Consider the following 13,866-nt stretch of genomic DNA (forward strand, 5'->3'; position numbering starts at 1 on the left):
AGTTATTAACTAAAAACATTCAATTTGACTTGAAAAAACACTACAATTGTAGCCGTATTTTTATTGAGGGCACTATGTCTACTGCAACAAATCTGAATGAACTACAGGAACAAGTTCGCTCCCGCTATAATGGATTAAGTAAAAGGCTACAGCAGGTTGCACATTATCTTTTGGATAATAAAAACAGTGTAGCATTTGATACAATCGCGATCCTTGCAGATAAAGCAAATGTTCCTCCATCAACATTAATCCGTTTTGCCAATGCATTTCATTTCAAAGGATTTAATGAAATGAAACTTTTATTTCAACGTCATTTAATGGGTGAAATGGACAATGAAAAATTAACCTATAAGCAGCAATACAAAAAGGAACCACCAAACTTAAATGAGCCAGATTATATTCTGCAAGAGTTTGCACAAGCCAATAGCCACGCTTTGCAACAGTTAGCTCATCAAACCCATAAGGATATGTTAAATAAAACTATACAACTACTTGAGTATGCAGAAACTATCTATATAGGTGGTTTTCACCATTCTTTTAGTGCTGCGAGCTATTTTTTTCACGCGCTTTCTCATATCCCTTGTGAAACCGTCTTTGTTAATTGCCTAGGGGGAATGTATAAAGAACAACTTAGGAATATTACACATAGAGATGTGCTGTTTGGCATCCATTTCCACCCTTATTCAGAAGAAATGCAAAAAATGTGTGAGATTGCAGCTTATAAAGAGGCTAAACAAATTATTGTAACAGATAGCCCCATAAGCCCATTAGCAAGTCTAAGTGATGTTTGTTTAACTGTAAAAGAAGCACAAATAAAAATGTTTCGTTCTCAAACCTCAACATTATGTTTACTACAAGCACTTTCAGTTGCATTCGCTTTTAGAAAAAAGAGCCATTAACATATTATTTAAAACTGCATCTTATATAAGGTGCGGTTTTATTAAAAATAGAATAAATAATAATTAATAAAAATAAATTAAATAGCATGCTATATTAAACAAAATTAATTTTAAGAGTGATTTCATTTATTCTAGATTGTGATGAGAAAAAGAATCATTTAGCATTTATTGGCAACTCTGTTATCCATTACAGGACGAATAACATGCTATTAAAAAAAATATTTTTAGTGTCTTTTTTATTCCCTACACTCTCTTACGCTAATACCTTACCAACATCAAATATAGATAATTCACTAACTCCCAACCATGATAATCTTGCCCGTTTTTCACTCGGTGACAATAGTCAAGCATCCGGTAGCGGTGCCACAGCTATAGGTATCAATAGCCAAGCCACCAATACTCGTGCGGTTGCTATTGGTTATGGTGCATTAGCCAATGAGGAAAATACGGTTTCATTTGGCAATAGTGAAGAGAAACAAACAGCACGACTCACCAATGTCAGTGAAGGTAAAAATAATACTGATGCAGTCAATCTGGCACAAACAAAAGCACTACTTAGTAAAAATAAAAGGTTAACTGATAGCCAAATAAATGTTTTTAGAAATCAAACTAATAATAACTTAAACACCATCAAAAAAACCATTCATGAGTTTGATGATTATTATCGAAGACGACAAGCATCAATTACCGATGCAATTGAAGCACTTGATAAAAAAGTTATTTCATTAGAAAAAAAAGTCTATGCAGGTATTGCTTCCTCAATTGCCATGACCAATATTCCTTATCTTACTCATCATACTTTTAGTGGTGGCCTCGGTATTAGTAATTATCGTACTGGCATAGCACTTGCTGGAGGTATCCAATATCAGCCAAATAATGATATAGCATTTCGATTTAACTCATCAATTAATAGTGAACAAGAGCTTATTTTTGGCGGCGGATTAGCTTATGGCTGGTGATCTTATTAATTAACCTCACCTCTTAATAAGAAAGTTTTTTATTATTTAAGCAGTAGTATCCTTATTGCTGCTTAACAATATTTTTCTAAATAAAATAAATGCATAACACTTATTAAAAAGATAAGCTTATCTTCTGTTTTTATTCCCTTTTGTGATAGTGACATTTTTCCTATAATGACATAATTCTCCATGACTAAAAGAGACACAACATGAGTTATCCATTACGAAAAATGACCTTCGCTGATATCAAAGCAGTGACTTCATTACTACAAGAAAACTCACAGTCACAGCAAGGTGGATTATATGGTGATTATCCACACGATAAAGTTGAAGCTATGTACCAAAGTAGTACCAATGCCATAGTCGCAACTGACCAAGAACAGATTATAGCGGTTGTTTTCAGCTTTCCGGTCAGTTCTTTTTCTCTTCCACCTATTGCTCAAGAAATTAATCGACGTTTTCCTAGCCTTACATACAATAATTGGTTTTACGGTCCTGTATGTATTGATAAATCATACCGCGGAAAATCGCTATTAACCGAGCTTTACCAATATATTGGTGCGTTACAAGGTGGTCGCCCGATTGCATTTATTAATAGTGAAAACATCCGCTCGCTAAAAGCACATCAAAAATTAGGTATGAATATTGTTGAAAATTTTCAATTTCAAGGAAAAGCATGGTGGGTAATTAGTGGATAATGAAAACAAATGAAAGAAAAAGTACGCATATGTATTCTTCAATGAGTTACGATATCGAACAGTGATAATGAGTATTATTTATAACAAAAATCAATTTATATATAAAATTAATTAAAAATCAATAGGTTATTAGTATTTCATAAATTAACTCATAATTATTAACAATATTTGAACCCGACTTTTCTCTATCAAATTGCTTACAATTTGACACCATTCTGTGATCTCTCCTTCAATTCTAGATCTTTCGTTAACTTACTTTTTGATCTTACATAAAAGTATAAATAAGATAAATACCACCAATTCGAAAGCAAACGTAAAATAGGAGGAAGCAATGACTGTTTCCCGTAGAACTTTTATCAAAGGTCTTGCCGCCAGTGGGGCTGCAATCTCTGTTTCTACACCTGCTCTTGCTACTTCAGGTGACTTTACAGCAAGCAAACGCACTCGACCAGAAAATGCACCTAACTTATTAATTGTTTTTCCTGATGAAATGCGAGCCCATGCTCTACAGTTTATGGGGGAAGATCCATCGATTACACCAAATCTTAATAAATTTGCCAAACAAGCCAAAGTAATGACACAAATGGCATCAAATTACCCTCTATGCTCCCCTTTTCGAGGCATGTTTATGACAGGTCAGTACCCTGTGCGTAATGGTATCACAGGTAATGCCCATGATTACGGTGGAAAAGTAGGTATTGACTTGTCTCCTTACGCAAAATGCTGGTCTGACGTACTTAAATCCTTAGATTATAGCACTGGGTATATTGGCAAATGGCACCTTGATGCTCCCTATGAGCCTTTTATTGAAAGTTACAATAATCCAATGGAAGGTCGTTATTGGAATGAATGGGCTGCTCCAGATAGGCGTCATGGTTTTGATTTTTGGTACTCTTATGGTACTTATGACTTACACTTGAAACCGATGTATTGGGCAAACGATACACCTCGTGATAAACCGATTTATATCGATCAATGGGGGCCTGAACATGAAGCCGATATGGCAATCAAGTTCCTCAAAAATGAAAATAATCAATTTAGAGATAATTCAAAACCATTTGCATTAGTGGTTTCAATGAACCCACCTCACTCTCCTTATGATCAAGTACCGAAAAAATACCTCGATGCTTATCAAGGTAAGACATCAAAAGAGTTAAATACACGCCCTAATGTACAGTGGGACAGTGAATATCAAGAAGGTTATGGGCCTCAATATTTCAAAGAATATATGGCAATGGTCAACGGTGTTGATGAGCAATTTGGTCGCATTGTCGATGAATTAGAAAAACAGGGCCTTGCAGATAATACTCTCGTCGTTTTCTTCTCTGATCATGGCAGTTGCTTAGGATCAAATGGACAAGCAACAAAAAATAATCCGTATGAAGAATCGATGCGTGTCCCTATGATGTTTCGCTTACCGGGTAAAATCAAACCAGGTTTTGATGATGCATTAATGTCAGCACCTGATATTTACCCAACTATTTTAGGGTTACTTGGTTTATCAGAATGGATCCCTGATTCAGTAGAAGGCACAGATCTTGCAGATAGAGTCATCACAGGCAAAGGCGACACAGCAAACTCTCAGCTTTATCTTTTTATTCCTTATGGTGAACCTTCATTCGGTAAACGAGGTGTAAGAACAAAAACTCATACTTTGGTGATAGATAGGCAAGATGGGCAACCATTAAAATATACTTTATATGACAATGTGAACGATCCATATCAAATGAAAAATATTGCCAAAGATAATATGCCTTTAATTGATAAATTAATTAAAGAAGAATTAACCCCTTGGTTAGAAAAAACAGGAGATTCTTGGAGAGCGACTGAATTTATTACAGCGACAACGAATAAATTAAATAAAAAAATATCAATATGTGAAGAAAAATAATAAAAACATCTGCGCCATAACCTTATGGCGCTATATATAAACCTAATTCGCTAATATAAAAATCCTTTTAATAAAATAAAAGGAAGACGTCCTACATCTAAAAATAGATATAAATAAAAGCGAATAAAGAATTGGATATAGACCATGAACAAACTTCGTATTGTGCTTTTCTTACCTCTTTTTGGCTTAGCTTTAACTTCTTTTCATTCTCACGCAGCAACAGTTAATGCGATGTTCTCGTGGGAATCTGCTGATTATGATACATCGAATAACTATTCTGGTTATCGTGTTGATTTTAACATTAATCCAGACAAATCGAACTGGTATTTTGACGTCGGTTTTCGTCAGCGTGAACATGACAATAAAAATCGTTATCAGCGTTATGATTTACAAGGTAGTTATCGTTTTAAATTAAATAATGGTTGGATACAATCAGGATTAAAAATACGTCAAGATTTAACTAACTATGATAATGGTAGCCGTTTAACTATCGACTTTTATGAATCAAAAACAAATTATCAATTTCCTATTAATAAAGACTGGGTTTTAACCGGTAGTGTTTTGTTTGGATTACAAAAAAAAGAGGACAAACGAAGTAATGGCGTCACTAATACGGATTATTTAGGTTGGGAAATTGAACCCGGTATTCGCTACTTTATCACCCCGAATCTAAATACAACAGTGGCTTATTTTGATGGTGGAAAACAAGCAATAAGACATGAAGAGTATGATACAAAAGAAACAAATCACAACCAGCAATTACGTATGTATGTAAACTGGACGACACCTATCGGTGTTATTATTTCGCCCTCAATTCGTAAGTCTATTTTTGGAAAAATAGAAGACAGAACAAATAAAGGTGAATATATCGATAAAGATATGACTCGTTATACCTTACAAATGGCTTACCAAATATCTCCTCAATGGCGTGTTATGACAGAATATTATAATGAGCGTGTTGAGAATAAAAATAACGGCAGCAAGTCAACTCAAGATTATTTTAAAGTATCGGTAAGAGCAACTTTCTAATAATTAAAACCATATAATAGTCATAAGGTTATATCTCATGAAAAATAAAAATTTGTTATTTTTAAGTGCTGCTGTCCTTTCAGCTATATATGGCTCAGCCGTAGCGGCTGATTGCGATAGTACTTTAACCATTTGTGAAACCGTAAACATTAATAATGGTGATACAGCGCAAATAAATAAAGATGTTAATGTATCACAAGGTGACGGTGTAGTATTTAATGGCTCATCAACAGAATATAAAGCTCAAGCAATTACAAAAAACATTACTGTTACTGGTAATGGAGCAAATGCAATTAAAATAAATCAGGGCGCTACTTTTAGTAGTAATATTAATTTAAATGGCGCTAACGTTACTAGTGAAAATGGTACAGCAATATTAGTTGAAGGTAACTTTCCTAAACGAGGAACAGGTGTTTATATCCGAGATGGCGCTATTATCAGAGGAAAAACCGCAGCGATTGATTTTAGCACTTTAAAAACAGGCTTTAGAAGTGATGTTAATGGCGAGATCCACGGTGATATTTTAGGGAATAATCATGTGGATACCAAAATCAATTTTGCTTATCAGGGAGGAGCACAAAATGCATTATTTGACGGCTATAAAATTACCGGTGTTCCTTTAATTGAAAACCATGGCAATTTAACTATCCAAGGTAAAGATAAAACCATTCAATGGGAAGGTAACTTCATGAATAAGGAAAATAGCCAGCTTATTTTCCGCCTTGATGATAATACCAATACTGATGAAACTATCTTACATGTTACCGGCGATGTCACCTTTAAAAAAGGTAGCCAAGCAAAACTTGATTTTAAAGGCACCAGTGTTGATAACATCATTAATAAAGATATTGTATTAATTGCTTCAGACTCGGCAATTAAAGATGAAGCGGGCATTACAGTGACTGATGCAAATGCCATAGCGCCAGATATTTCACCTTTATTAGAAAAAACAGATTCATGGTTAGAAACGACACCACCAAATATTAGCGGTGGTGTCAGTGGTAATCAATTAATTGCGCGTTATGGTATTAGCTACGAAGGGGGGGATAATTTTATTAGCGCTGCTGAACGTGGCAATGTCACAGAGAATGGATTAGCAGCAGCTAATTTTATTATTCCAACAGTATTAAATGAATTTAATAATACACGTAGCCAAATTTCAGATGAAGCATTAAGTTTATTAGTCGCCGCTGGTAATAATGATAATAATATTGCTGCACTATCAAATGATCTGGCGCCCATTGCTGACGGTAGTGATATTCAAGCAGGATTAATCATGGTTGAAGATATGCGCAACAATATTGCTCATCGCTACTTACGCTATGATAATCAGCTCCCCATTGAAGAAAGAGAAATAGGTTGGAATAGCTGGGCAAATATTCTGTACGGTTATGGTACGCAAAGTCAACAAGGTGGAATTAACGGCTACAATACTTATCGCACTGGTATTCAAATCGGTACTGATTATGAAATAAATCAAGATGCGCTAATTGGCGTTTCTTTAGCATATAACTACGCTAAAGCCGATGCTAAACAACGTAATGCAAGCAAAGAAATTAGCCATTTTGAATTTATGCCTTATGCCGGTTGGTATAGTGATACATTATTCTTAAACGGTAATTTAAATATTGGTTATTACACTGTCGATAGTGAGAGGGATATCGGTGGTAATACGGGATGGCAAGGAAATACCAAAGCTAAAGGTGACTACTCTGGTGTGCAATTAGGCTATCAGATTAACGCTGGCACCTATTTGGATTTTGATTTTATCCATATTAAACCGATGCTAACTTACCAATATCAATGGCTCAATATTGATTCTTGGGAAGAAACAGGCTCTACATTATCTATGCGTACTTATGGCCAACGCTACGCAGTTAATCAATTAGGTGGCTCTGTTGCTTTATGGAATGATTACCAAACCTCTTATGGCAAATTAACCCCTTCTCTTAACCTTCGTTATATCAAAGATATTGCAGGTAATAACGATATTAATCAACGCCACAGCCTTACCTATTTTAATACTGGAGGAAGCACCTTCGATATTAAAGGAAATACCGTTGGTGGTGACATCATTAGTGCTGAATTAGGTGCAAACCTTGATATTACCCAATCGTTAAATTTAGGTACAACAATGGGATATCAGCGTTATGACAAATTCAATGAAGGGCGTATCGGCTTTACTGTTAGCCAGCGTTTCTAAGGAGAAAATATAATGCCGATATTTCGTTTTACTGCGCTTGCAATGACATTGGGGTTATTATCAACCCCCTATCATGTTATTGCTGCCACCAGCAATCCTGCATTTGATCCCAATCATCTTATGCAATCAGAAATCTATCATTTTGCACAAAGTGATCCATTAGCTGATTTTTCATCAGATAAAAATTCAACACTAACTTTATCTGATAAACGTAGCATTATGGGAAACCAATCCCTTTTATGGCAATGGAAAGGTGGCAGTAGTTTTACTTTACATAAAAAGCTTATAGTTCCCACAGATAAAGAAGCCTCTAAAGCATGGGGACGCGCTTCTACACCTGTTTTATCATTTTGGCTTTACAACGAAAAACCTATTGATGGTTATCTCACTGTTGATTTAGGGGAAAAGCTCAATGCCACCAGCGAAGCCCAAGCTGGTTTTAAAGTAAAACTAAATTTCACTGGCTGGCGTGCTATTGGTATCTCTTTAAATAACGATCTTGAAAATCGTGAGATGACTTTAAATGCAACAAATACATCATCCGATGGTACTCAAGATAGTATTGGTCGCTCTTTAGGTGCGAATGTCGACAGCATTCGTTTTAAAGCCCCTTCTAATATCAATCAGGGTGAAATCTATATCGACCGTATTATGTTTTCTATTGATGACGCCCGTTACCAATGGTCTGATTATCAAATAAAAACACGATTATCAGAGCCGGAAATTGAATTTCACACTGTACAACCTCAATTACCTGTAACACCAGAAAATTTAGCTGCGATAGATCTTATTCGCCAACGTCTTATCAATGAATTTGTTGGTGGTGAAAAAGAGACGAATCTTGCTTTAGAAGAGAATATCAGCAAGCTAAAAACGGATTTTGAGGCACTGAATATTCGCCCTCTTTCGGATGGAGGAATGCAAGGTCGACATCTTATCACCGATAAACAAACTATCATCTATCAGCCAGAACAGCTTAATTCTCAAGACAAGCAACTTTTTGATAATTACGTCATTCTTGGTAACTACACCACATTAATGTTTAATATTAGCCGTGCTTATGTGCTCGAAAAAGATCCAACACAAAAAGAACAGCTAAAACAGATGTACCTCTTGATGACCAAGCATCTATTAGATCAAGGATTTGTCAAAGGTAGTGCCCTAGTAACCACTCACCACTGGGGATATAGTTCACGTTGGTGGTATATCTCTACATTATTAATGGCTGATGCACTAAAAGAAGCTAATCTACAGACAGAAGTCTATGATTCTCTACTTTGGTATTCACGAGAATTTAAAAGTAGTTTTGATATGAAAGTTGGCGCAAATAGCTCTGATTTAGACTATTTTAATACCTTATCTCGTCAACATTTAGCGCTATTATTACTTGAACCCGATGATCAAAAACGTATTAACTTAGTCAATTCTTTTAGTCATTATATCACTGGTGCCTTAACTCAAGTACCACCGGGGAGTAAAGACGGTTTGCGTCCTGATGGTACGGCATGGCGACATGAAGGTAATTATCCCGGCTACTCTTTCCCAGCATTTAAAAATGCCTCACAGCTGATTTATTTATTACGAGAAACACCTTTTGCTGTAGGTGAAAGTGGCTGGAATAACCTAAAAAAGGCAATGATTTCAGCATGGATCTATAGTAATCCTGAAGTTGGCTTACCTTTAGCGGGAAGACACCCCTTTAACTCACCTTCCCTACAATCTATAGCACAAGGTTACTATTGGCTCGCGATGTCTGCCCAACCAGCGCCAGATAAACAGTTAGCATCTATTTATTTAGCAATTAGTGGTAAATCGCGAAATGAATCTCCCACTATTTTTGGTGAAGAGATAACGCCAGCATCCCTTCCTCAAGGGTTCTATGCCTTTAACGGTGGTGCCTTTGGTATTCACCGTTGGCAAGACAAAATGGTGACATTAAAAGCCTATAATACCAATGTATGGTCATCTGAAATTTACAATAAAGATAACCGTTATGGCCGTTATCAAAGTCATGGTGTTGCTCAAATCGTTCGCAATGGCTCTCAACTTTCACAAGGCTATCAGCAAGAAGGCTGGGATTGGAATAGAATGCCTGGCGCCACAACCATTCATCTTCCGCTTAAAGAACTTGATAGCCCTAACCCACACACCTTGATGCAACGAGGTGAGCGAGGATTTAGCGGCACATCAGCCCTTGAAGGAAAATATGGCATGATGGCGTTTGATCTTCTTTATCCCGCTAATCTTGCGCGTTTTGATGCTAACTTTACCGCTAAAAAAACCGTCTTAGCGGCGGATAACCATTTAATTTTTGTCGGTAGCAATATTAATAGCAGCGATAAAGATCACCCTGTGGAAACAACGTTATTCCAACATGCTATTACGCCTGAGTTAAACACTATTTGGATTAATGGCCAAAAAATAGAAGGTTTTCCTTATCAAACTACGCTAAAACAAGGAGATTGGATAATCGATAGTAATGGTAACGGTTATTTAATTACTCAAGCAGAAAAAGTGAATGTCAGCCGCCAACACCAGACTTCGGCTGAAAATAAAAATCGTCAACCCACGCAAGGAAATTTTAGCTCCGCATGGATCGACCACGGTATTCAACCCAAAGATCATAGTTATGAGTACATGGTTTTCTTAGATGCAACACCGGAAAAAATGGCGCAATTAGCCGAGAAATTCCGTGCTAACAATGGGTTATACCAAGTTATTCGTAAAGATAAAGATGTACATATTATTTACGATAAACTCAGTCAAATAACAGGTTATGCATTTTATCAACCAGCAGTCATTGACGATAAATGGATCAAAAAAGTCGATAAGCCGTCCATTGTTATGACACATCAGGAAGGAAATATACTGACGGTGAGTGCTGTAACACCTGATTTAAATATGACTCGCCAAAAAGCGGCAACCCCCGTCACCATTAATGTGACAGTGAAAGGGAAATGGCAACCCACAGCTCAAGACAGTGAGGTAAAATATAACGTTTCTGGGGATAATACCGAACTTATTTTCACCAGTTACTTTGGCATTCCACAAGAAATTAAACTCTCTCCTCTCTCTTGATTAAACCTTTAAAGGAGCGCATTCGCGTTCCTTTTTTATTTTGCAGGAAATCTGATTATGCTAATAAAAAATTCTTTAGCTTATGCGATTACACTAAGTTTCTGCTTATCCTTACCCGCACAAGCATTACCTTCTCTTTCTCATGAACCTTTTGGCGATCTTTATCTTTTTGAAGATGAAATGCCAAATACCTTGAGCACCTCAAATGACCATCAGCTATCACTAAGTAAAGAGCATGCTAAAGATGGCGTACAGTCACTCAAATGGCAGTATCAACCCCAATCAACATTAACACTTAATAATGAAGTTAATTATCAAGATGATAAAAATACAGCAACACCACTCACTTTTATGATGTGGATTTACAATGAAAAACCACAGTCAACGCCCCTTACATTACAATTTAAACAAAATAATCAAGTAGCATTAAGTTTTAAAACGGAACTGAATTTCACAGGTTGGCGAGGTATTGCAGTTCCTTTTCGTGATATGAAAGGCTCAGCAACAGGCAAATTAGATAAATTAGTCATTACTGCACCAGATCAAGCAGGTACGCTTTTTTTTGATCAAATAATTATGAGCGTACCTTTAGATAATCGTTGGCCTATTCCTGACTATCAAATTCCATATGTTAATAATGCAGTAAATACAATGGTGAGTAAAAATTGGAGTGCATTATTGATGTACGATCAAATGTTCACAGCGCATTATCCTACATTAAATTTTGCGACTGAGTTTCGTGATGATCAGCCTGAAGTGGCATCTATTTATCAACGTTTTGAATACTATCAAGGTGTCAGTCGTGATAAAAAAATCACCGCTGAAATGATCGACAAAAATTTAGCATTATGGAAAAAATTAGCCTTAGAACAACATGCTGATGGCTCAATAACCGCAAAAGCCCTTGATCATCCTAATCGCCAGAATTTTATCAAAGTCGAGGGGGTCTTTAGTGAAGAAACCCAAAAAGCATTACTTGATGCCAACATGCTAAGAGATGTAGGCAAAACGCTTCTTCAAACAGCGATTTACTTGCGTAGTCACTCCTTATCAGCAATCGATAGAAAAAAATTAGAAACACTCTATTTATTAGGCACTCGTTACGTTCTTGAACAAGGTTTCACACGGGGGAGTGGTTACCAAATTATTACTCACGTAGGTTATCAAACAAGAGAGCTTTTTGATGCATGGTTTATTGGTCGCCATATTCTAGCAAAACATAATCTGTTAGCACCGACACAACAAGCCATGATGTGGTATAACGCAACAGGGCGCATATTTGAAAAAGATAATGAAATCGTTGATGCAAATGTCGATATTCTCAATACCCAATTACAGTGGATGATAAAAAGTTTACTGATGTTGCCAGATTATCAACAGCGCCAACAAGCCTTAGCACAATTGCAAAGTTGGCTAAACAAAACCATTCTTAGTTCTAAAGGTGTCGCTGGTGGCTTTAAATCTGATGGCTCTATTTTTCACCATTCACAACATTATCCAGCTTATGCCAAAGATGCATTTGGTGGCTTAGCGCCTAGTGTTTATGCCTTAAGTCATTCCCCTTTTCGTCTTTCATCACCAGCACATGCACGCTTAAAAGATGTATTATTAAAAATGCGTATCTATACCAAAGAAACACAAATTCCTCTGGTATTAAGCGGCAGACATCCTACGGGATTACATAAAATAAGTATTGATCCCTTCAAATGGATGGCTCTTGCAGGTACGCCCGATGGTAAACAAGAGCTAGATACTACATTAGCAGCCGCTTATGCAAAATTAGCAAACAAAGATAGCTTTGAAGGTATTAAAGCAGAAAATGAACCGGTAGGTGCATGGGCAATGAATTATGCTTCAATGGCAATCCAGCGTAGAGCATCAATAACAGCGCCACAGCAAAGCTGGCTTGCTATCGCTCGTGGTTTTAGTCGTTATTTAGTGGGTAATGAAAGTTATGAGAATAACAACCGTTATGGTCGTTACTTGCAATATGGGCAACTTGAAATTATTCCTGCGGATTTAACTAAATCTGGTTTTAGTCATGCAGGTTGGGATTGGAATCGATATCCAGGAACGACTACGATCCACCTTCCTTATGATGAACTAGAAGCAAAACTAAGCCAATTGCCAAGTGCAGGCATAGAAGAAATGTTGCTTTCAACACAACGTTATTCTGGTGCCAATACACTAAATAATAACAGTATGTTTGCCATGAAATTACATGGTCACAGTAAATATCAACAACAAAGTCTAAGAGCGAATAAATCCTATTTCTTATTTGATAATAGAGTGATCGCATTAGGCTCTGGTATTGAAAATAATGATAAACAACATACAACAGAAACGACACTGTTCCAGTTTGCTGTTCCTAAGTTACAATCAATTATAATTAATGGTAAAAAAGTGAACCAACTCGGTACTCAATTAACCTTAAATAATGCCGATACATTAATTGATCCAGCGGGTAACTTGTATAAATTAGCTAAAGGGCAAACGGTAGAATTTAGTTATCAAAAACAATACTCTGTTGATGACAGAAATTCACAGCAAACAGAACAATTGTTTGCAACAGCCGTTATCTCTCACGGTAAAGCCCCTAAAAATGCAAATTATGAATATGCAATAGCCATAGAAGCACAAGATAATAAAGCGCCTGAATACACCGTATTGCAGCATAATAATCAACTTCATGCAGTAAAAGATAAAATCACGCAAGAAGAGGGATATGCTTTTTTTAATGCCACCGAAGTCAATTCATCTCAAGCTTTATTATTATCAAGTGATTCCCCCACTATGGTAATGGTAAAAAAACAAAAACAACAATTAACGCTAAGTATTGTTAATCCTGATTTAAATTTATATCAGGGTATTGAAGCTGACCAAATTGATAATAAGGGTAACCAGGTTGAAGTGAGTGTTTATTCTCGCCAATGGCTTACAGCCGATCCTCAACCAATAAGTAGTACAGTTACTGTAAAAGGGATTTGGAAATTAGCCACACCACAATTAGGTGTTAATATTATATATCAAAATAATAATACGCTAATTACAACAACGACTATACAAGCAATACCAATAACAGTTGATTTAATTAAGTAAAAGTCGTAAC

The 13,866-nt window shown here is 36.2% G+C and carries 8 protein-coding genes; all 8 read left to right on the forward strand.

The features are described 5' to 3' along the window. The first annotated feature begins 74 nt into the window (after window positions 1–74). The 8 genes from AACV01_RS09880 to AACV01_RS09915 all read left to right on the forward strand — a co-directional run bounded on the left by AACV01_RS09880 (window position 75) and on the right by AACV01_RS09915 (window position 13,856). Window positions 75–899 carry a MurR/RpiR family transcriptional regulator gene (locus AACV01_RS09880; protein ID WP_004244186.1) on the forward strand — a complete coding sequence of 275 codons (825 nt, stop codon included), beginning with the start codon at window positions 75–77 and terminating at the stop codon, window positions 897–899. 203 nt (window positions 900–1,102) lie between these two features. Beyond that, window positions 1,103–1,858 (forward strand): trimeric autotransporter adhesin AipA, encoded by a 756-nt coding sequence (gene aipA, locus AACV01_RS09885; protein WP_036918851.1) that lies wholly within the window; start codon window positions 1,103–1,105, stop codon window positions 1,856–1,858. A 209-nt stretch (window positions 1,859–2,067) separates the two neighbouring features. Beyond that, complete coding sequence (locus AACV01_RS09890; RefSeq protein WP_004250320.1) at window positions 2,068–2,556, forward strand: GNAT family N-acetyltransferase; 489 nt, start codon at window positions 2,068–2,070, stop codon at window positions 2,554–2,556. A gap of 331 nt (window positions 2,557–2,887) precedes the next feature. Further along, window positions 2,888–4,447: a sulfatase-like hydrolase/transferase gene (locus tag AACV01_RS09895; protein WP_004244191.1), complete on the forward strand. Its 1,560-nt coding sequence runs from the start codon at window positions 2,888–2,890 to the stop codon at window positions 4,445–4,447. 144 nt (window positions 4,448–4,591) lie between these two features. Further along, a complete protein-coding gene (locus tag AACV01_RS09900) occupies window positions 4,592–5,476 on the forward strand; it encodes an OmpG porin family protein (RefSeq protein WP_161682791.1) in 885 nt (294 codons plus the stop codon). A 37-nt stretch (window positions 5,477–5,513) separates the two neighbouring features. Continuing rightward, window positions 5,514–7,679: an autotransporter family protein gene (locus AACV01_RS09905; RefSeq protein ID WP_062814216.1), complete on the forward strand. Its 2,166-nt coding sequence runs from the start codon at window positions 5,514–5,516 to the stop codon at window positions 7,677–7,679. A gap of 12 nt (window positions 7,680–7,691) precedes the next feature. Next, complete coding sequence (locus AACV01_RS09910; protein ID WP_046334681.1) at window positions 7,692–10,757, forward strand: chondroitinase family polysaccharide lyase; 3,066 nt, start codon at window positions 7,692–7,694, stop codon at window positions 10,755–10,757. A 57-nt stretch (window positions 10,758–10,814) separates the two neighbouring features. Beyond that, a complete protein-coding gene (locus AACV01_RS09915; RefSeq protein ID WP_161682793.1) occupies window positions 10,815–13,856 on the forward strand; it encodes a chondroitinase family polysaccharide lyase in 3,042 nt (1,013 codons plus the stop codon). The last annotated feature ends 10 nt before the right edge of the window (window positions 13,857–13,866 follow it).

It is taken from the genome of Proteus sp. G2609, from assembly GCF_963896135.1.
Lineage (GTDB): Bacteria > Pseudomonadota > Gammaproteobacteria > Enterobacterales > Enterobacteriaceae > Proteus > Proteus mirabilis.